At 69.4% G+C, this 20,072-nt stretch carries 18 protein-coding genes; 8 read left to right on the forward strand and 10 right to left on the reverse strand.

All coding sequences use genetic code 11. From position 1 onward, the window contains the following. Nucleotides 1-62 precede the first annotated feature (62 nt). The 4 genes from ACFSCU_RS03605 to ACFSCU_RS03620 all read left to right on the forward strand — a co-directional run bounded on the left by ACFSCU_RS03605 (nt 63) and on the right by ACFSCU_RS03620 (nt 3,015). A complete protein-coding gene (locus ACFSCU_RS03605; protein WP_180550569.1) occupies nt 63-539 on the forward strand; it encodes a glycine zipper domain-containing protein in 477 nt (158 codons plus the stop codon). Nucleotides 540-826: 287 nt separating this feature from the next. After that, nucleotides 827-1,474 carry an MBL fold metallo-hydrolase gene (locus ACFSCU_RS03610; protein WP_308645839.1) on the forward strand — a complete coding sequence of 216 codons (648 nt, stop codon included), beginning with the start codon at nt 827-829 and terminating at the stop codon, nt 1,472-1,474. 161 nt (nt 1,475-1,635) lie between these two features. Continuing rightward, complete coding sequence (locus tag ACFSCU_RS03615) at nt 1,636-2,334, forward strand: helix-turn-helix transcriptional regulator (protein ID WP_377559931.1); 699 nt, start codon at nt 1,636-1,638, stop codon at nt 2,332-2,334. Between the two features lie 6 nt (nt 2,335-2,340). Beyond that, the gene (locus ACFSCU_RS03620) at nt 2,341-3,015 is read left to right on the forward strand and encodes a Crp/Fnr family transcriptional regulator (RefSeq protein WP_333705270.1); all 675 of its coding nucleotides are present in this window, start codon (nt 2,341-2,343) and stop codon (nt 3,013-3,015) included. On the opposite strand, the gene ACFSCU_RS03625 is transcribed toward ACFSCU_RS03620, so the two are convergent. From ACFSCU_RS03625 to ACFSCU_RS03640, 4 genes are all read right to left on the reverse strand, one after another. Beyond that, nucleotides 2,921-5,047, reverse strand: coding sequence for a S8/S53 family peptidase (locus ACFSCU_RS03625; RefSeq protein ID WP_377559932.1), 2,127 nt, complete (start codon nt 5,045-5,047; stop codon nt 2,921-2,923). The genes ACFSCU_RS03620 and ACFSCU_RS03625 overlap by 95 nt on opposite strands. After that, nucleotides 5,044-6,198 carry a phosphatase PAP2 family protein gene (locus tag ACFSCU_RS03630; protein ID WP_377559933.1) on the reverse strand — a complete coding sequence of 385 codons (1,155 nt, stop codon included), beginning with the start codon at nt 6,196-6,198 and terminating at the stop codon, nt 5,044-5,046. The genes ACFSCU_RS03625 and ACFSCU_RS03630 overlap by 4 nt, the downstream gene beginning before the upstream one ends. A gap of 22 nt (nt 6,199-6,220) precedes the next feature. After that, nucleotides 6,221-8,044 (reverse strand): adenylate/guanylate cyclase domain-containing protein, encoded by a 1,824-nt coding sequence (locus tag ACFSCU_RS03635; protein WP_377559934.1) that lies wholly within the window; start codon nt 8,042-8,044, stop codon nt 6,221-6,223. A 130-nt stretch (nt 8,045-8,174) separates the two neighbouring features. Then, the gene (locus tag ACFSCU_RS03640; protein WP_377559936.1) at nt 8,175-9,143 is read right to left on the reverse strand and encodes a M48 family metallopeptidase; all 969 of its coding nucleotides are present in this window, start codon (nt 9,141-9,143) and stop codon (nt 8,175-8,177) included. 91 nt (nt 9,144-9,234) lie between these two features. On the opposite strand from ACFSCU_RS03640, the gene ACFSCU_RS03645 reads away from it, so the two are divergent. From ACFSCU_RS03645 to ACFSCU_RS03660, 4 genes are all read left to right on the forward strand, one after another. Continuing rightward, nucleotides 9,235-10,587: an AmpG family muropeptide MFS transporter gene (locus ACFSCU_RS03645; RefSeq protein ID WP_180550578.1), complete on the forward strand. Its 1,353-nt coding sequence runs from the start codon at nt 9,235-9,237 to the stop codon at nt 10,585-10,587. Between the two features lie 165 nt (nt 10,588-10,752). Then, nucleotides 10,753-11,460 carry a response regulator gene (locus tag ACFSCU_RS03650; protein ID WP_180550579.1) on the forward strand — a complete coding sequence of 236 codons (708 nt, stop codon included), beginning with the start codon at nt 10,753-10,755 and terminating at the stop codon, nt 11,458-11,460. A gap of 184 nt (nt 11,461-11,644) precedes the next feature. Continuing rightward, nucleotides 11,645-12,892, forward strand: coding sequence for a sensor histidine kinase (locus ACFSCU_RS03655; protein ID WP_377559937.1), 1,248 nt, complete (start codon nt 11,645-11,647; stop codon nt 12,890-12,892). A gap of 257 nt (nt 12,893-13,149) precedes the next feature. Then, complete coding sequence (locus ACFSCU_RS03660) at nt 13,150-14,379, forward strand: O-antigen ligase family protein (protein WP_377559938.1); 1,230 nt, start codon at nt 13,150-13,152, stop codon at nt 14,377-14,379. Nucleotides 14,380-14,393: 14 nt separating this feature from the next. Here the strand turns inward: ACFSCU_RS03660 and ACFSCU_RS03665 are convergent, their stop codons facing one another. The 6 genes from ACFSCU_RS03665 to proV all read right to left on the reverse strand — a co-directional run bounded on the left by ACFSCU_RS03665 (nt 14,394) and on the right by proV (nt 20,032). Then, on the reverse strand, nt 14,394-14,603 hold the full coding sequence (locus ACFSCU_RS03665; protein ID WP_180550582.1) for a zinc-finger domain-containing protein: 210 nt from the start codon (nt 14,601-14,603) through the stop codon (nt 14,394-14,396). Nucleotides 14,604-14,614: 11 nt separating this feature from the next. Continuing rightward, on the reverse strand, nt 14,615-15,553 hold the full coding sequence (locus tag ACFSCU_RS03670; protein ID WP_377559939.1) for a branched-chain amino acid transaminase: 939 nt from the start codon (nt 15,551-15,553) through the stop codon (nt 14,615-14,617). Nucleotides 15,554-15,630: 77 nt separating this feature from the next. Beyond that, nucleotides 15,631-16,074, reverse strand: a complete 444-nt coding sequence (locus ACFSCU_RS03675) for a glycerate kinase (RefSeq protein WP_180550583.1) — start codon at nt 16,072-16,074, stop codon at nt 15,631-15,633. Between the two features lie 102 nt (nt 16,075-16,176). After that, nucleotides 16,177-17,223: a glycine betaine/L-proline ABC transporter substrate-binding protein ProX gene (gene proX, locus ACFSCU_RS03680; RefSeq protein ID WP_333705258.1), complete on the reverse strand. Its 1,047-nt coding sequence runs from the start codon at nt 17,221-17,223 to the stop codon at nt 16,177-16,179. 173 nt (nt 17,224-17,396) lie between these two features. Next, the gene (gene proW, locus ACFSCU_RS03685; RefSeq protein ID WP_180550584.1) at nt 17,397-18,629 is read right to left on the reverse strand and encodes a glycine betaine/L-proline ABC transporter permease ProW; all 1,233 of its coding nucleotides are present in this window, start codon (nt 18,627-18,629) and stop codon (nt 17,397-17,399) included. Between the two features lie 152 nt (nt 18,630-18,781). After that, nucleotides 18,782-20,032: a glycine betaine/L-proline ABC transporter ATP-binding protein ProV gene (gene proV, locus ACFSCU_RS03690; RefSeq protein WP_180550585.1), complete on the reverse strand. Its 1,251-nt coding sequence runs from the start codon at nt 20,030-20,032 to the stop codon at nt 18,782-18,784. Between the last annotated feature and the right edge of the window lie 40 nt (nt 20,033-20,072).

Below are 20,072 nucleotides of genomic sequence, written 5' to 3' on the forward strand. Positions count from 1 at the left end.
CGTGCCCTAACCTGATTCCAGCATCTCGTTGGCAGATGCACAGACTTCAAAGGATTCAGACCATGACGAACGACGCAAACCGAGATCCCCTGACCGGCGCACCGGGCGCCCACCCCGTGGGTACCGGCGTGGGCGCTGCCGCGGGCGGCGCCACCGGCGCGGCCATCGGCAGCGTGGTGGGCCCGCTGGGCACGGCGCTGGGGGCCGTGATCGGCGCGGTGGCCGGCGGCCTGGCCGGCAAGGCCACGGCCGAAGCCATCGATCCTACGGTGGAAGACGCCTACTGGCGCGACCGCTACGTGAGCGAGCCCTACTACCGCGACGGCTACACCTACGACGACTACGCGCCGGCCTACGGCGTGGGCATGGGCAGCACGCTGGCCGAGAAGTACCGCGGCCGCCCGTTCGACGAGTACGAGGCCGACCTGGCGCGCGACTGGGATATCTACCGCGGTGAATCGCGCCTGACCTGGCCCGAGGCCAGCCCGGCGGCCCGCGCCGCGTGGGAGCGCGCCCAGCGCGATCGCGGCGCGGTCTGAGGGCGGCCCGTTCGCGGGGCATGGCGCAGCGTGCGCCATGTCGTTGATTGTGGGAGTATATGTCTCCGGCGCTTGATTGACGGGCGCTGCAGGCTATCTATATGGGGAGTATATGGTGGCTCTGCCTACGTGCGCCAAGGCGCACGCTGCCATCGCGTGCCATGCCAGCGCCTGCGCATCGGCGTCCAAGGCCGGTCCGTTGCGCCGCGCGCCCGGCAGGGCGAGCGGCAGGGCGCCTGCAGCTTGCGCACAATAGGCGCAGATTGTCAGCTTCCGTTTTCGACCTCGTGACCACTACCTTCCGCTACCACACCATCCCCGTCACCCCGTTCGCGCAGAACTGCTCCATCGTCTGGTGCGATGCCACGAAGCAGGCCGCCGTCATCGACCCCGGTGGCGACTTGCCGCGCATCGAGGCGGCGGTGCAACAGCTGGGCGTCGACCTGAAGCAGATCTGGCTCACCCACGCCCACATCGACCACGCCGGTGGCACGGCCGAGCTGAGCGCGCGGCTGAGCCTGCCCATCATCGGCCCGCACCCGGGCGACCAGTTCTGGATCGACGGCATCGCCGAACAGGGCCGCATGTTCGGCTTTCCGCAGGTGGCCGGCTTCACGCCCACGCGCTGGCTGCAGGATGGCGACACGGTGCAGGTGGGCGATTGCGTGCTGGCCGTGCGCCACTGCCCCGGTCACACGCCGGGCCACGTGGTGTTTCATTCGCCCGAGGCGCAGCGCGCCTTCGTGGGCGACGTGCTGTTCGCCGGCAGCATCGGCCGCACCGACTTTCCGGGCGGCAACCACGCGCAGCTCATCGCCAGCATCCGCGAACGCCTGTGGCCCATGGGCGACGACACGGTGTTCATCCCCGGCCATGGCCCTGAAAGCACCTTCGGCGAAGAGCGCCGGCACAACCCGTTCGTGCGCGGCGGCTGACGTGTCGCGCCGACGCTGCAAGGCAAGGGCGTATCGCACGATCCCCGGCGCGGCAAGCAAAAGGTGAATAGATCACAAACCAGGTGTTAGCCAGTTACTGGCCCTGGCGGCAGCGCGTTCCTAGACTGGCCCTCACGCAAAGCAACGACATGGAGGAACACATGGAAGCTGTCGCCACCATCAGGGAGGAGACCCACCAACCCGTCACGACCGAAAAGGCCGACGACCTGCCGCCCGGCTTCTTGCTGCGGCTGCTGGACGAGATCGACTACGGGCTGGTGCTGGTCGATGAGCAAGGCAAGATCCAGCACGCCAACCACCTGGCGCGGCATGAGCTGGCGCGCGGCCGGCTGCTCGACGGCGCCATCGGCGAGACCATCACCGGCCGCACCGCCACCCTCGGCCAGCAACTGATGTCGGCCGTGCACGGTGCGCTGCAGGGGCGCCGGCGCCTGCTGTACCTCACGCACGGCGAGCACACGCTGCCCGTGGCCGTGATCCCGCTGTCGCACGCGGTGGAAGAATCCTGCGGCAGCGTGCTGCTGGTCATGGCGCGCCAGCGCGTGGGCGACAACCTGGCGCTGCAGATGTTCGCCCGCGAGCACAGCCTGACACCCACCGAGGAATCGGTGCTGCGCGCGCTGTGCGATGGCCGCGACGTGGACGAGATTGCCGTGCAGCACGGCGTGGCCGAATCCACCGTGCGCACGCAGGTGCGTTCGCTGCGCGACAAGACCGGCGCCAACGGCATCCGCCAGCTGGTGCAGCGCGTGCTGGCCTTGCCGCCCGTGGTGCCCGCGCTGCGCAGCGAAGGGTGCGCGCCGCGGCGGTCAGCCGCCGCGGGGTTCCAGTTCGTATGATGGGGCATGCCCCCCGCGCCTGACGGTCTTCGCTCACCCCCCCACAGCCTGCCAGCGGCAGACAGCGCCTCGGCCCACGTCGAGGCGCTGGCGCATCGGGGCGCCGAACGCCATTACCGGCGCGGCACGCTCATCATCCAGGAAGGCGACCGTGGCGACACGCTGTACATCGTGCGCTCGGGCCGCCTGCGCGCCTTCGTGGCCGACGCCAGCGGCAAGGAACTGACCCTGGGCCTGTACGGCCCCGGCGAATACGTGGGCGAAATGTCGCTCGACGGCGGCCCGCGCTCGGCCAGCGTCGAGGCGGCCGAGGCCACCGTGTGCGCCGTCATCACGCGCGACGACCTGCTGGCCTACATCGCCGACCACCCCGACTTCGCGCTGGAGTTGATGTCGCGCCTGATCCGCCGCGCCCGCCTGGCCACCGAGAACGCGCGCAGCGTGGCGCTGATCGACGTGTACGGCCGCCTCACCAGCCTGCTGCACCGCCTGGCCGAGCCGCCCGACGCAGAGGGCCACCGCCTGCTGCGCGAGCGTTTGACGCACCAGCAGATCGCCAGCCACCTGGCCTGCTCGCGCGAGATGGTCAGCCGCCTGCTGAAGGACCTGGAGATCGGCGGCTACGTGGCGCTGCGCGAGCGGCGGCTGGTGCTGCTGAAGGCGCTGCCGGCGCGGTGGTAGCCGGTGGTGGGGCGGCCGGGGCTGCGGCGTGGGCTGACAGCCGATTGAACAAGCGCCGCGCGACCTGCGGCGCGGCGGCGCTGGTGCCGCGCAGCCGCACGGTGCTGGCGCTGCGCGTGCCGGCAGCGCTCCAGCCTTCCACCGCGGCGCATTCGTCACTGTACGCCTGCTCATCTGGAATGCTGCTGACGCCGGGCCGCGCCGCGCGCGCGGCGTCCGGGTCGGGCCAGCGCGGGCTGTAGCGCGCCCAACTGCCGTCGCGCGCACGTATGCCGCCAACAGACACGGTGCGGCCGCCGGTGGCGATGTCGCTGAAATTGCCACTGCGCCGGATCGGACTTGGGTTGGCCGGATCGTCGACGAACGCCCACGGGTTGCCGCTGGTGTCGTAACTCTCGTCCTCGAAGCGTGACTGGCGCGCACCAGTGCGCGTGCCGATGGTGATGTCGTCGCGCTCCACATAGGCGTCGATCGTGACCGCACCGCCACCCTGCTGCGTGAGGGTGATCTCCCACACCCCGCTGGGCGCCGTCGCGACGGCGGGCTCGAAAGCGGTGGTGGGCTGCAGTGCCAGCAGCGCGCAGGTGCCGTTGGCGCCGCTGGCAGAGCGGCGCGGATAGATCATGGCGCAGCGCAGCAGCTTGTCCTGCAGCCACGCGCCAGATTGGCCTGGCACGAATGGCGGCAGTGGAGGGTGGCCGGGTGGCGTGAGTTGAAGCTGCACCGCAGAGGCGCCCTCGGGAAGCCAGAGCTCAAGAAAGCTTGGTGTCGTGTCATCCGGTGGCACCAGCCAGCGCAGGCTGTGGCTTTCCCCCGCCTGCAATGTCAGGTTGGCGTGCGTGCGCGACTGGTAGCTGTTGCCGGCAGCCAGCACGATCTGCAGCCGGCCGGCGCAGCGCTGCACCAGGTCGTCCATGGCCGCTTCCAGCAGCGAACTGCCATCGTGTGGTCCCGCCAGCGCGCCAAAGCTGATGTTGACCACGACCTCGGCGCTTGGCTGACAGCGCGCCAGGATGTACATCAGCGCGTCCAGCACGTGCACGTTCATCGACCCGCCCGACGTGTCCTGCACGGTGCGGTAGTCGAGCTGCACCGCGACGATGGGTGCCTGGCTGGCCGGGTCCTGCAGGCGGTGCCAGTTGGGCGGCGCGTCAAGGTCGGACGGTGGGTTGGACAGGCGGGCGAGCACGTCCCAGGGGCCGGCCGCCAGGTCCATGACATGTGTGCCGTGGCTGATTGCCGTGTCGAGGGCGTGATACGGCACGCGCCCCGCCGGCCACGGCTTGCCCAGCCTGGACAGGCCCAGTGCCGTGTAGACGGCATCCTCATCCACCGCACCGCTGGCATCGCGCACGGCATTCATGGCGTTGTCGATCTGCGCCGCGCCGAGCTCGCGCCCGTAGCCGAGCGCCTTGGGCCGTACGCCCCGGCCCAAGCCATCCTGGCGCCAGAAATAGGCCACGCGGCTGCACTCTGCCGCATCGAGAAAATGCGCATGCGCGAGCGCCAGGCCGTCGTCAATCAGGCCGAATACCCGGTTGGCTGCCACCGGGGGCGGCGCCTCGCCAGCGCCAAGTCGACGGCCAGGTGCGAGGACGGCCATGGTTTCGTAGTTGACCGCATCACGCACCGGCAAGCCCAGCTCGACACGCCGAACCAGACCATGCAGGCGCCCGCGCGGGCCCAATTGCCGGAAGAACTCGCGCCGCACGCGTGCGCTGCAGAAGCGCACCGAAGCCGGCACCGCCGTACCGGCCGAGAACGGCCCGCCATGGTAGACGCGCGGTATGCGCAGCCAGGCGGCAGCGCCCGGCACCGCCAGCAGGTCCGCCACACCACGGCCTTCTTCCAACTCCAGCGCCACGGGCAACCAAAGGTGCTGGATGGGGCCACGCTCGTCCACACGGCGCCCGTAGCTCTCGAAGCCTGTCGCTTCGGCCCAGGCCAGGTAGGGGTCGGCCCCGTCGATGGCGCCGTCCCGTGCCCAGTCGATGCCGGTGAACGTGCCCCTGGGCAGCGGCGTCCAGTTCATGCCCACTCTTCCAGCGTCTTGCTCCAGACCAGGTGCAGCATGGGCGAGAAAGCAATGGCGGTGGCACTCGCGGTGTGGCGGTAATAGGGCGCCCCGTTGACCAGGGACACGCGCGGGTCGAAGTCGAGCATCGCGCCGCCCGGCCCGACGAAGGCCGGACCGTCGAAACCCCAATGGTCCACCGTGGCCTGGGCGTCGGTTGCAGTGGGCGTCACGGCGCTGCCGCAGCGCGCGGCGAAGAACCGACCCAGTGCCGTGCCAAGCAGCCGGCCGGCAGCGCTGTCCACCGGGTAATGCACGCCGGCCACCGTGCGGTTGACCGCCACGCGCGCCGCCAGGCGGTCGAGTTGCGCCTGCATCAGCGGTGTCATCAGCCGTGCGGGCAGCAGCATCTTGAGCAGTTCGACCGTGGCGTAAATCTCGGTCGCATGCCCGCTGGGCCAGCTGGCGTGTCCGGGCGTCGGGATCAGTGGTTGCACCTGCGGTGACTGCTCGACGGGGCGTGGGCAGGCGAACGCATGCTTGAGCCGCATCTCCACCGCGTTGACGAGGGTCATGAGCAGGGCCGCCAGTTGCAGCGTCCACTTGTGACGCTCGCCGCTGAGGCCGATGACGCCGCCCCAGAACTCGTTCTGGTTGGGCATCTGGGTCAGGACTTCGGCCTGCCGGTCTCCGCGCAGTTCGGCGTAATTGGCGACCAGACTGGTCTGCTGCTGGAAGATCGCCGGCGTCGGCCGCGTCAGCGACACCAACTCGACCCGCGCGGTGGTGGCAAGGTCGACGAAGGCCACGTGCATGCGCTCGGCATTCGAGGCATCCTTGGCGACATCCATGCCGGACAGCAGGTCGAGCACGCAGGCCTGCAGCCGCGGCGCAGGATCCCAGCGCGTTAGGGCATCGGGTTGATCCAGTGCGGGCAGCATCGGCGGGTTCGGTGGCGGCTGAAACGGCCCCGCCAAGGCCGCTCGGCTGAGATTCTTGGCCGTGGAAAGCAACGGGTTGGCAGGGTCCACCAGCGCGGACACGCTGGCGATGCCACCGATCCCTCCGATTCCGCCAATGCCTCCGATACCCCCAATCCCCCCGATGCCACCGATCCCTCCGATACCACCGATTCCGCCAATTCCCCCGATCCCGCCCATCTGACTCATGGTGCTGCCTCCATTGCGTTGATCACTCCGACACGCCGACCAGTCGAAAAGCCTGTGCACAGCGCTGTCCGAGTTCGGACATGTTGCTCGCAGACTTGGCCAGGAAACTGCTCACGCTGAAGTCCGGTTCCAGCTGGTGCAGTTGCGCCACCGTCTCACGGGCGGCCACGGTGTCGCCCAACATGGCTTGAGCCACGATCAATGCCCGCAGCGTCGATGTGTGCGTGCGATTGGCGCGCAACGAGCGCAGTGCCAAGGTGTGGGCAAGCTTGTAGTCCTGCGCGGCCAGGGCCGCAGTGGCCGCCAGTGAGTCGTAGAAATACTTCAGCGGGTCCAGCGGCGACAGATTGAGTGCGCGGCCCGTGTCGGCCACCGCCGCAGCACCTTCGTCGCGGAACGCGTGCAGCGTGCCCTTGAGCAGCCACGCCACCGAATCGTTGGGATTGATCTGTAAGGCCTGTTCATAGCTTTGCATGCCGGCGTCCGGATCACGCAGCAGGTTGACGTGAACGAATCCCTCAGCTGTCATGGCGGCCGCGCAGTCGGGTCGGATGTCCAGGGCGCGTCGGGTGCTGTCCAGCGCCAGACGTGCCTGCAATTGGCGGTCCGTGGCCCAGCCTTGCTGCACCTTCAGCACGTGCCACTGCGCCAGCGACGCATGCGGCAGCGGGTGACGCGGCATGCGTTCGGCCAGATGGTCGAGCATGGCCTTGGCGCGCTCGAAGTCCGCACGCGACAGCCGGTGCATCAGCGACACCGCACTCAGCAGCAGGGTGTGGCTTTCCAGTGTGGGCAAGGCCTGCGTGCGGCCACGCTCCAGCTCGGACGACATGACGGACGAGGTAATCCCGGCGACCAGCCGAGCGATCAAGTCGTCGTCGTCCAGAAAGATGCCTTGCACCTGTCCGCGCAATTGCTCGGCCCAGACCACCAAGCCGCTGCGCGTGTCGGTGAGTTCGACAAACAAAGCCACTTGCGTCTGGCTGGACCGGCAGGTGCCCGACAGGACGTAGTTGGCGCCCAAGTGGTGCCGGATGTCGGCGATGGGCTGGGTGCGCTGGCCAAACACAGTGGTTGACAGACGCGAGATCACGTGCAGTTCGGACGTACGCGACAGCGCCGCGATCACCTCGTCGGCGAGCGCCTCGCCCAGCATTTCGTGGCCTGCCTCGCCGCCCTGTGCGGCGAAGGGGATGACGGCGATGGTCGGCCGCAAATCCTGCGGCGTGGCATCACCTTGCTGAATCACGGGCGCGGGCCCGACGGGCCCAACCCGCCACACGCGCACTGGCTGGGCGATGTGCTTGAGGTAGCACTCACCCAAGTCTTCCAGATCGGCGTCCAGCCCAGCGGTCAGCAGATCGTGCACTTCGGCCGTCACGGTGGTCTCGCCCGGCCCGGCCAGGCTGGCGACGCGGGCCGCCAGGTTGACGCCAGAGCCGTAGATGTCGATGGCGTCGACGTAGATCTGCGCCGCGTTCAGGCCGGCGCGCAGGTGGAACTGCTGATCGGGCGGCAGGCTGCGGTTACTGTCGTCGAAGTAATGGTGCAACTCGTGCGCGGCCTGCACCGCCTCGGGCGCCGAATCGAACTCGGCCAGCAGGCCGTCGCCCAGGCTCTTGACGTGGCGGCCATGGCGCGCGGGGAGCACCTGGGCACGCGCATGCTGCACGAAGGCGTGCCAGCGCTGCACGACGGCGGCCTCGTTGGCCGCCATCAGGCGCACGGATTCCACCAGGTCCATCACCAGCACCACCTTCTGCCGACGGGGCAAGCCCCATGCCAGCGCCTCGTCGGTCAAAGCGTTGAGATGGACAGTGTCGGAGGGCGGGGGCGGCGGCGTCATACCCTGTAGGGGTGAAAGGGGTGAAGAACCCATTGTGCCGGCTGCGCCTTTCAGTCGCTACTAACGCGGATGGCGTCCTGGCCAAAAAAGAAAGCGGCCCGTGGGCCGCCAGGGAATGGTCGGGGCCGGTTCAGCGCGCGTCGATGGCGCGGCCGATGGGTGTGTCGTAGCGCGGCGTGCCCGTGGGCGTGCCGACAGGTTGGCGCGCCAGCGCGGGGCTGGCGGCGGGTTGCGTACGCTGCGCCTGCCGGTACAACCCTTCCACACGCGGGATGTTGGCCTGCAGCTGGCGGATGCGGTCGGGTCCGCTGGGGTGGCTGCTGAGGAAGCTGGTGCCGCCCTGGCGCTTGCTGGCGGCCATCATCTTGTTCCACAGGCTGACGCTGGCATCGGGGTCGTAGGCGCCGCGCGCGGCCACCTCCAGGCCCACCAGGTCGGCCTCGGTCTCGTCGTCGCGGCTGTATTTAAGGCTCAGCAGCTGGGTGCCGATGTTGGCGCCCAGCTCGCCCAGCTGCCCCAGCCCGAACAATGAGGCCGCCACCGACAGCCCCAGCCCGGTGGCCTGTGTCTTGGCGATGCGTTCGCGCGCGTGCTCGCGCAGCGCGTGGGCCATTTCGTGGCCCATGATCATGGCGACTTCATGGTCGCTCAGCTTCAGCTGGTCGAGGATGCCGCTGAAGAAGGCGATCTTGCCGCCGGGCATGCAGTAGGCGTTGATCTGCTGGCTGCCGATGAGGTTCACCTCCCAGCGCCAGCCGCGGGCGCGGTCGTTCCACTGCGCGGTGTGCGGGATCAGCCGGCTGGCAATGCTGCGCAGGCGGCGCACCTGGGGGTGGTTGTCGGGGCCCAGCGCGCGCTGGGCGCGGGCCTGGGCCATCAGCTCGCTGTATTCCTTTTGCGAGGCCTGTTCCAAGGCCTCGGCCGGCACCAGGGTGCGCAGCGACGACGAGCGCCCCACGTCCACCTGCCCCAGCACCGGCGCCGCCGCAGCGCTGCCGGCGGCCAGCAGGAAGGCGCGGCGCGGCGACCACATCGAACGGCCCGCGGGCTGGCGGGGGGCGGGCGAGAGCGAAGTCTTGGCGTTGCAGATCCAGCACATGGCGGGTGAATAATGAGGCCGATGAGGATGGTCAAGATAACGCAGCCGGGCACCGGCCGGATGGCGCGCGCGGCGCAAACGGGTGCAGGCCTTGTCTGACAGCGCCAATCCCGCCACCACCGCGGCGGCGCCCAAGCCGTCGTGGATCGACACGGTCAAGGTCTACCTGCAGCCGGCCAGCCTGCGCATGCTGGCGCTGGGCTTTTCGGCCGGGCTGCCGCTGCTGCTGGTGCTGGGCACGCTGTCGTTCCGCCTGCGCGAGGCGGGCATCGACCGCAGCACCATCGGCTACCTCAGCTGGGTGGGGCTGGCCTACGGCTTCAAGTGGGCCTGGGCGCCGCTGGTGGACCGTGTGCCGCTGCCGGGGCTGACGCGCCTGCTGGGCCGGCGGCGCAGCTGGCTGCTGCTGGCGCAGCTGGGCGTGGCGGCGGGGCTGGTGGGCATGGCGCTGGCCGATCCGCGCGTGTCGCTCACGGCCGTGGTGTGGTGCGCGCTGGCGGTAGCCTTTGCCTCGGCCACGCAGGACATCGCGCTGGACGCCTACCGCATCGAATCGGCCCCGACCGAGCAGCAGCCCGCGCTGGCGGCCACCTACCAGACGGGTTACCGCCTGGCCATGATCTGGGCCGGCGCCGGCGTGCTGTGGCTGGCCGCGCGGGCACAGGGCGGCGCGGCGGGTTACGACAACCACGCCTGGCAGGTGGCGTACTTCGTGATGGCTGCCAGCATGGCGCTGGGCGTGCTGACGGTGCTGGTCTCGCCCGAGCCGGCGCCGTTGCCGCTGCCGGCGGCGCGCAGCGCGCAGGAGTGGGTGCAGAGCGCGCTGGTGGCGCCGTTTGCCGACTTTTTCCGCCGCTACAAGTGGCAGGCGGCGCTGATCCTGGCGCTGATCGCGGTGTACCGCATCAGCGACGTGGTGATGGGCATCATGGCCAACCCGTTCTATGTGGACATGGGCTACACCAAGGACGAGGTGGCGGCGGTGACCAAGATCTACGGCGTCATCATGACGCTGGTGGGCGCCTTCGTGGGCGGATCGCTGTCGCTGCGCTTCGGCGTGATGCGCATCCTGATGCTGGGCGCGGTGCTGAGCGCGCTGACCAACCTGCTGTTCGCCTGGCTGGCAGGCCATGGTCACAGCGTGTCGGCGCTGATTGCCGTGGTGTCGGCCGACAACCTGGCCAGCGGCATTGCCTCGGCGGCGTTCGTGGGGTATCTGAGCAGCCTGACCAACATCAGCTACTCGGCCACGCAGTACGCGCTGTTCTCGTCGCTGATGCTGATGCTGCCGAAGTTCGTGGCGGGCTTCTCGGGCGACTACGTCAACGCCTTCGGCTACGCGGGCTTCTTCACCAGCACCGCGCTGCTGGGGTTGCCGGTGCTGGTGCTGGTGGCGCTGGCGGCGCGGGCGCAGCGGGTAAGTTCAAAGCCAAAACCGGCCTGAGCGCAAGTGTGCCGGGCGCGGGTAGCTATATTTTGTATAGTTGATTGCTGGGCCGAGCGGCGCGCGGTTTACCTATCTTTACCCCCGGTTCAAGCGCGCACTGCACCGGCGCCCCATCATGATCGGCTGGACGGCGCCAGCGCGCCCGGCCGCTGAAAGGAGCCCATGAGCACCCACCACCTGCTGATGATCGAAGACGACACCCGCCTGGCCGCCATGGTGGGCGAGTACCTGACGCAATCCGGCTTCACGGTGACGCACATGGCCGACGGCGAATCGGGCCTGGCGGCGCTGCAGGACAAGGCGGTCGACCTGGTGATCCTCGACCTCATGCTGCCCGACATCGACGGCCTGGAGGTGTGCCGCCGCATTCGCGCGCTGCCCGGCCCGGTGGCGCGCGTGCCGGTGCTGATGCTGACCGCCAAGGGCGACCCGATGGACCGAATCGTCGGCCTGGAGCTGGGCGCCGACGACTACCTGCCCAAGCCGTTCGAGCCGCGCGAGCTGCTGGCACGCATCCGTGCCGTGCTGCGCCGCCACCAGCCGGGCGCCGCGCCCGAGGCCCAGGTGCTGCGCTTCGGCACGCTGGAGATCGACCGCGATGCGCGCGTCGTCACCGTGGGCGGCCAGCCGGCCGAGCTGACAAGCTACCAGTTCGACCTGCTGGTGACGCTGGCCGAGCGCGCCGGCCGCGTGCTGACGCGCGACCAGATCATGGAGGCCGTGCGCGGGCGCGAGCTGGAGGCCTTCGACCGCTCGATCGACGTGCACATGGGCCGCATCCGCGCCGCCATCGAGGCCGACGTGAAGAACCCCAAGCGCATCCTGACGGTGCGCGGCGTGGGCTACGTCTTCGCCAAGCAGCAGGATTGAGCACGGTGACGGATGTTATTGAATTGATAGTGGATTGCGCTTGATACACAAGGATTCCAAGAGAAAAAAACCTGAAATCAAGCAATGACGAGCGCAAGCAGCTATGTTTTTTGATGTGATGATGCCGCTCAACCCCCGCGCCGCCCGGGCGCCGCGCGGCTGAGCGCCCGCACAGAGCCCCGCCGTGAAACCCGCCAACCCCATCGCCCGCAAGCTGTACCTGCGCATCTGGCTCGCCGTGGCCGGCAGCGTGGCGCTGCTCAGCCTGCTGGTCGGCTGGGCCTGGCACCAGGCCGAGGAGCAGCGCGACCGCCAGCCGCCCACGCCGCGCGAGGTGGTGGTGCGCAACGCCGCGGGCGACGTCATCGGCAGCGCCGAGGCGCAACCGCGCCGCGTGCCGGGGCAGGGCTTCGAGTTCGTCGTCACCCTCGAAGACGGCGAGGTGCTGACCCTGCAGATGCCGCCGCGCAACCGCACCGCGGCCGGCGGCCGCCCGCGCCGCGGCAGCGATCATCCGCTGGCCTGGCTGCGCCCGCCCTACGGCTTCTGGTGGACGCTGGGGCTGGCGGGGCTGGGCGTGATGATCGGCGTGTTCCCCGTCGCGCGCCGGCTGACGCAGCGGCTGGAAGGCCTGCAGCGCGGCGTGCAGCGCTGGGGCGAGGGCGACCTGTCGGTGCGCCTGCCCGAAGGCGGGCACGACGAGGTGGCCGACCTGTCGCGCCGCTTCAACGCCGCCGCCGAGCGCGTGCAAAGCCTGATGGCGTCGCAGGCCGCACTGCTGCAGTCGCAGAAGTCGCTGCTGGCCAACGCCTCGCACGAGCTGCGCTCGCCGCTGGCGCGCATCCGCATGGCGATCGAGCTGGTGGGCGCGCAGGGCTCGCCCACTGCGCGCGCCGAGATCCAGCGCAACATCGCCGAGCTGGACCAGCTGGTGGACGAAATCCTGCTGGCCAGCCGGCTGGACGCGCGCGAAGCCGACATGGGCACCGTCGAGCCGGTCGACCTGATCGGCCTGGTGGCCGAGGAAAGCGCCCGCGTGGGCGCCGCGCTGGAGGTGCCCGACGGCAGCGGCGACATCATCGTGCCCGGCGTGGCCAAGCTGCTGCGCCGGGCCGTGCGCAACCTGCTGGAGAACGCCGCCCGCCACGGCAGCGCCGGCCAGGTCAGCGCCGGGTTGTCGCTGGCCGATGGCCACGCCGAGCTGCACGTGGACGACCGCGGCCCCGGCGTGCCTGAGGCGCAGCGCGAGCGCATCTTCGAGCCCTTCTACCGCCTGCCCGGCGCCAGCGAGCGCGACGGCGGCGTCGGTCTGGGCCTGGCGCTGGTGCGCTCCATCGCGGTGCGGCACGGCGGCAGCGCCCATTGCGACAACCGCCCGGGCGGCGGCGCGCGCTTCACGTTGCGCTTGCCCGTGGTCAAGAGCACCCCCTGAGCAGTCACAAAACGTAAGAAAGAACACTTTGTTCTTGTTTTGTGTCATGGACTCCCGCGAACAGGGGAGTGTCGCAGCGTTGCGTGCTGTGTAGAGTTGTATCTTGAAGCTGTCACGCTGCATATGGGCTCGGCGCGCAAGCGCCGCCAAACACACAACAAGAAACGACTCCGGTCCGGAAACCGCCCTCACGGGCGGTTTTTTTTGGCCCGCACGCCGCCCTGGGCCCGCGGGCGCGCCACCTACAATTGCCCGCCATGCCGCAGTTCCCCATGGTTCGCTGGGCTGCCCTGTTGTGGGGGTTTGCCACTTTCTGGCCCGTGGGCCTGAACTACACCGCCTTTGTCGCCCTGGTGGCGGCCATGCTGTGGCAAGGCGATCTGCGTGCGCGCTTCGAACAGCTGCGCCAGCAGCCCAACTGGTGGCCCAGCCTGCTGTTTCTGGGCTGGGGCGGGCTGATCCTGCTGCTGGGCCCGCGCTACGCAGAAACCGCCTCCAACGCCCTGCACGCGCTGCGCATCGTGCTGATGCTGTGGCTGGTGCTGGCACTCACGGCTGAGGAAGCCGTGTGGGCGGTGCGCGGCTTCGTTCTGGGCCTGGTCGTCAGCCTGCTGCTGGTGGGGCTGCACCTGCTGGTGGGCCTGCCGCCCAGCCTGGTCTGGGACAGCATCGTGCGCTACGGCGGCAACAAGTCGCTGGCCAACGCCGTGCTGATGGCGCTGGCCGCCGTCAGCGGGCTGCTGGTGGCGCCGTGGCTGACGGGCCGTGCGCGGGTGGCGGCGATCGCCCTGTCGCTGGGCGCGCTGGGGGTGCTGCTGACCACGCTGTATTCACGCACCGCCTGGCTGATCGTGCTGGTGGCGGCGGCTGCCGGCGTGCTGCACCAACTGCGCGCGCAACGCCAGCGCCAGCTGTTGGCGCTGGCCGTGGCCGTGGCGCTGACGCTGTCGATCGGGCTGCTGACGCCCGGCGTCAAGGATCGGCTGGTGCTGGGGGTCGACGAGATCGTCAGCGCCCACCAGGGCGAGGCGGTGGGCATCGGCAGCAGCTGGGGCATCCGCTACCGGCTGTACGAGAAGACGCTGGACATGATCCACGAGCGCCCGCTGACGGGCTGGGGCATCGGTGCCTGGAACGACCAGTGGCGCCAGCGCGTGGACGCCACGCTGGCGGTCTCGAACATGCCGCACAACGACTTCCTGTGGATGGGTGCGCAGGCGGGCGTGCCGGGCGCGCTGCTGCTGCTGCTGATGGTGGCGGCCGGCCTGCCGCGCGCCTGGCAGCGGCATGACCTGAGTGGACGGCTGGGCGTGGTGGCGCTGCTCACCCTGCTGGTAGCGCTGGCCACCAATTCGGCGCTGCGCGACGCCTCGATCGGCCTGGCGCTGTGGTTCGTGGTGCTGGTGTGGCAGCGGCTGTCGACCGAGCCTTCGGAGCGGTGGACGCAGGCGCTGGCCGCGCCGCGCCGTGACGCCGCGTTAGCTTAAAAGGTCCGGTCAGCTCAGTGGCCGTGCGCCACCGCCTCGCCCGCCTTGAGGCGGTAGACGGTGCCGCAGTACGGGCACTTGGCTTCGCCGCCGTGCGACAGGTTGAGGAACACGCGCGGGTGCGTGTTCCACAGCGCCATGCCGGCCTTGGGGTTGGGGCAGAAGGTTTCGCCGGCCGGGGTCAGGTCCTTGGCCAGCAGCTCGACGGCTTGGGGCGCAGTCATGGCGTGCTCCTTCAGACCTTGGCCAGCCAGTGCGCGTATGTCGCGTTCTTGCCGTTCACGATGTCGAAGAACGCGTTCTGCACCTTCTCGGTCACCGGGCCGCGCTGGCCGGCGCCGATCTGCACGCGGTCGAGTTCGCGGATGGGCGTCACCTCGGCCGCCGTGCCGGTGAAGAACATCTCGTCGGCGATGTAGCACTCGTCGCGCGTGATGCGTTTCTGCACCACCTCGACACCCAGGTCCTTGGCGATGTGCAGCACCGTGTTGCGGGTGATGCCGTTCAGCGCACCGGCCGACAGGTCGGGCGTGTAGATTACGCCGTCCTTGACGAGGAACACGTTCTCGCCCGCGCCTTCGCTCACGAAGCCGGCCGAGTCGAGCAGCAGGGCCTCGTCGTAGCCGTCGTCCAGTGCCTCCATGTTGGCCAGGATCGAGTTGCTGTAGTTGCTCACCGCCTTGGCCTGCGTCATGGTGATGTTGACGTGGTGGCGGGTGTAGCTGCTGGTCTTGACGCGGATGCCTTTCTTGAGGCCCTCTTCGCCCAGGTAGGCGCCCCAGGCCCAGGCGGCGACCATCACGTGGATGGTGTTGCCCTTGGGGCTGACGCCGAGCTTCTCGGAGCCGATCCACACCAGCGGGCGGATGTAGCAGCTCTCCAGCGTGTTCGCGCGCACCACTTCCTTCTGCGCCTCGTTCACCTGCTCCTGCGAGAACGGCATCGGCATGCGCAGGATCTTGGCGCTGTTGAACAGGCGCTGCGTGTGCTCCTCCAGGCGGAAGATGGCGGTGCCGTTCACCGTGTTGTAGGCGCGTACCCCCTCGAAAGCGCCGCAGCCGTAGTGCAGCGTGTGCGTCAGCACGTGGATCTTGGCGTCGCGCCAGTCGACCAGCTGGCCGTCGAGCCAGATCTTGCCGTCGCGGTCGGCCATGGAGAGGGGGGCAGTGCTCATGGGAAAGGTCCTGATGTCAGCGGTGAACCGCCGGGCCGGACGTGTGCAGCCTGCCGGCTCGGCGCAAAAGATCAATTCTAAGACTCGGCGCCGGGCGCGGGCAGGGGCGGGGCCGCGTCGGGCTCGCTGGGCACCGGCGGGCGCTGCAGCTGCCAACGCAGCAGGCGGCCGCCCTCAAACTCGGTGGTGACGTGCGAATCACCGGGATCGCGCCAGCGGTACACCTCGGGCTCGGCGCCCTCGGCCGACAGGCGCTCGCCCAGCGAGCGCGTGAGCGCGATCACGTTCAGCAGCGGCATGCGGGGTTTGAGCTTGGCGTTCAGCATCACGGCGCTGCCGACGTAGCCGATGGGCCGGTCGGCGGCGCGCTTCATGATGGTCATGATGCGCGTGTAGTACAGCAGGAACCACAGCAGCAGGCCGCTGAACAGCAGGGCCAGCCCTGCGCCGCCGCCGGCCCGCCAGGCCATCGCGCCCAGTGCGATGGCGGCCATGAAGGTGAGAATGCGTTGCCACGTCATGGGGGCTGATTGTCGCAAACGCTCCACCTGGCCTGGTTCACAAGCCAAATCGGCCTGCAGGCGTCTTGTAGAAAGCGCAGGAAGCTATTATTAAAATAGCATTCAGCGCGCCGCCTGGCGGGCCTGCTGCAGCCAGCTGTCGAACAGCGTCTGGTGCGCTTTGATCCAGCCGTCGGTGTGGCGCTCGATGTCGCGCTCGGTGTTCTGGCCGTCGTTCATGGCGTTGTTCTGCGCCGTGATGTCGCCCACCGGCAGCTTCATCACCTGGAACAGCTTCTTGGCCGCAGGGTTGGCGTCGATGAAGGCGCGGTTGGCCACGATGCGCTGGTTGTTGATGACCGAGCCGTAGTTGCGGCCGTTGGGCAGCGCCGTGTCCTGCCCCGCCTGCGCGCCCGGCATGGCCGAGAACGGCACCTGCAGCCAGGTCACGTCCTGTCCCGGCACCATGACCGAGCTGACCCAGTACGGCGTCCAGGTGAAATAGAACACCGGCTGCCCGGCCTTGAAGCGCTGAATGACGTCGGCGATCAGCGCCGAGTAGTTGCCGCTGACGTGGGTCACGGTGTCGCGCAGCTTGTAGGCCGTCAGTTGCGCCTCGATCTGGGCCTCGCAGCCCCAGCCGGGGGTGCAGCCCGTCAGGTCGGCCTTGCCGTCGCCGTCGACGTCGAACAGCCTGGCGATGGCCGGGTCGGCCAGCTGGCTCAGGTTGGTGATGCCGTGCGCGTCGGCGGTTTTCTTGTCGACCAGATAGCCCTGGATGGCGCCGCCGGAGTAGGTGTTGTCGCGCCACAGCCTGGCCTCGCCGCCGGAGTTGTGGAAGTAGTTGTCGTGCAGCGGATCCCAGTGCGTGGCCAGGAAGGTGGCGTCGCCGTTGGCCAGCGCCAGGTGGCCGGTGGCGTATTCCACCTCGCGGATCGGCTTGACGTCGTAGCCCAGCTGCGTCAGCGCCTTCATGACCAGCAGGGTCTGGAAGGTTTCCTCGGCGATCGAGCTCTTGATGGGCTGCACCGTGACGCCCTGGCCGGGCAGTGGCGGGTCGGCGGCCAGGGCGGGCGCGGTCAGCGCCAGCGCGCAGGCGGACAGCGCGGCGGTAGCGAGGCGGCGCAGGATGGCCGCGGGGCGGGAGGGGTTGAGAACAGTGTGGGTCATGGAGTGGTTCCTTGGGTGATGGCTGATGACCGCGCCTGGCGGCGCATGATCTCGGCCTGCGGCCTTCGATGACGGCGCCCATGGCGCCATGAATTCAGTCATGCGCCCGCAGGGCGCGTCATCGAAGGCAAAGCCGAGGTCATGGCGCGCCAGCGCCGGTCATTCGTCATGCTTCAGGCGGCGGCGGTTTGCGGTGTGGGCGAGGTGGCGGGCTGTGGGCGCGCACCACCCAGCAGCCGGCGCAGCAGGCCGATGGGGCCGCGCTGGTGCCAGGCGGCGCCGTGGCGTTCGGTGCGGGTCAGCGCCTGCGTCAGGCGGTCCAGCACGATGGCCAGAATCACGATGCCCAGGCCGCCCACGGTGGCCAGGCCCATGTCGAGCCGGCCGATGCCGCGCAGCACCATCAGGCCCAGGCCGCCGACGGCGATCATCGAGGCGATGACGACCATCGACAGGCTCAGCATCAGCGCCTGGTTGATGCCGGCCATGATCGACGGCATGGCCAGCGGCAGCTGCACGCGCGTCAGCAGTTGCCAGGGCGAGGCGCCGTAGGCCTGCGCGGCCTCGATCAGGTCGGGCCGCACCTGGCGGATGCCCAGGTTGGTGAGGCGCACGAGCGGCGGCAGCGCGAAGATGATGGTGACGATGACGCCCGGCACGTTGCCGATGCCGAACAGCATCACCACCGGCACCAGGTAGACGAAGGCCGGCGTGGTCTGCATGGCGTCCAGCAGCGGGCGCACCAGCTGGTTGGCGCGGTCGCTGCGCGCCAGCCAGATGCCCAGCGGCAGGCCGATCAGCACGCAGAAGAACAGCGCGGTGAGCACCAGCGACAGCGTGGTCATCGATTCGCCCCAGATGCCCAGCAGGCCCAGCCCCAGCAGCGAGGCCAGCGTGGCCACGGCCAGCCGCCCGCCGGCGATCTGCCAGGCCAGCAGCGACAGGATGCCGATCATCACCAGCGTGGGCGGGTACAGCAGCACGGCCTCCACGCCCGACAGCAGCGCATCCACCGGCTGGCGCATCACTTGGAAGGCGGGGCGGAACTGGTCGACGAACCAGCCCAGCGCCTGGTTGATCCAGGCCTGCACCGGCAGCGCGCCGTCGAACCAGCGGGCGATGGCGCTGGTGGCCTCGGCGGCGTCGGCGGCCGCGCCGGGCAGGGCGTCGGAGGCCGAGAGCAGGCCGTCGCCCGTCGCGGTTACGTCGCGAGTCACCGCTTCGGGGCCACCCAGCCATTCGGGGTTGGCGTCGCTGGGCGGGGCCTGGTAGGGGTCCTGAAACTCGGTGGGTGTCTGCGCGGCGGTGACATCGCGCGTCACGGCGGCGGGGCCGCCCAGCCACTCGGGGTTGGCGTCGGTGGGCGGGGCTTGGTAGGGGTCGATGAAGTTCGTTGTAGTGCTCATGAGGTTTCTCTGGCGTCAATGACGTCGCTGTGCTCCATGACTTCGGCTTCGCCTTCGATGACGGCGCTTCGCGCCATGACGGTGTGGTCATGCGCCCGCAGGGCGCGTCATCGATGGCCGCAGGCCGAGGTCATGCGCTCGTCAGGGCGCGGTCATGCGACGGCGGCTTCGGCCGGGGCGGCTTCAGGCAGCGGGTTGCCGTCGGCGTCGGTGTAGGGGTCGAGGAAGGTGAGCAGCCGGTTCTTGCTGACGGTGCCGATGAAGCGCCCGTCCTCGGCCACCACCGGCAGCGGCGCCGGCTGCGCCACCATCAGGCGGTACAGCTCGGTGATCGGCGTGTCGGCCGGCACCGGCTCCACGGCGGGCACAAAGGCGTGCGTCAGCCCCAGCGGGCCGTCATGCCCGTGCAGCGCCTTGCGCAGCGAATCGGCCGACACGGCGCCCAGGTAGCGGTGGCGCGGATCGACCACGTAGGCCCATTCGCGGTCCTGGTCCTGCAGGCGTTTGAGCGCCGGGCGGCAGCCGCGCGTGGGGCTTTCGGAGACTTCCACTTGCGTCTTGCGGGCGATGTCACCGGCCTTGAACACGGCCGCCTGGTCCACGCCGCGCACGAACTGGCGCACGTAGTCGTCGGCCGGCTGGCGCAGGATTTCCTCCGGCGTGCCCACCTGCACCACCTGGCCGTCCTTCATGATGGCCACGCGGTCGCCGATGCGCATGGCCTCGTCCAGGTCGTGCGAGATGAAGACGATGGTGCGGCGCTTGACCTGCTGCAGGCGCAGCAGCTCGTCCTGCATCTCGGTGCGGATGATGGGGTCGAGGGCCGAGAAGGCCTCGTCCATCAGCAGGATCGACGGGTCGGCCGCCAGCGCGCGCGCCAGGCCCACGCGTTGCTGCATGCCGCCCGACAGTTCGTCGGGGTAGCTGGCGGCCCACACGGCCAGGCCCACCTGCTCCAGCGCGGCACGGGCGGCGGCCTCGCGTTCGCCCAGCGGCACGCCGGCCAGCTCCAGCCCGAAGGCGGTGTTCTGCAGCACCGTCAAATGCGGCAGCAGCGCGAACGACTGGAACACCATGCTGATGTGCTTGCGGCGGAAGTCGCGCAGTTGCTTGTCGTTGTATTGCGCGATGTCCTCGCCGTCGACCACGATGCGGCCGACCGTCGGCTCGATCAGGCGGTTGAACATGCGCACCAGGGTCGATTTGCCCGAGCCCGACAGGCCCATGACGACGAAGATTTCGCCCGGCTCGATGGTGAAACTGGCGTCGAACACGCCGATCGACTGCCCGGTCTGGGCCACGATGTCCTGCTTGGCGACGCCCTGGCGTGCCAGGTCCAGCGCGCGTTCGGGTGCGTCGCCAAACACCTTGAACAGGTGCTCGATCACGATTTGCTTGGCCACGGGGGTTCCTCCGGTTCTTCAGGGCAACCGGGCCGCGGCA

The organism is Ottowia beijingensis, from assembly GCF_042680925.1.
Lineage (GTDB): Bacteria > Pseudomonadota > Gammaproteobacteria > Burkholderiales > Burkholderiaceae_C > Ottowia > Ottowia beijingensis.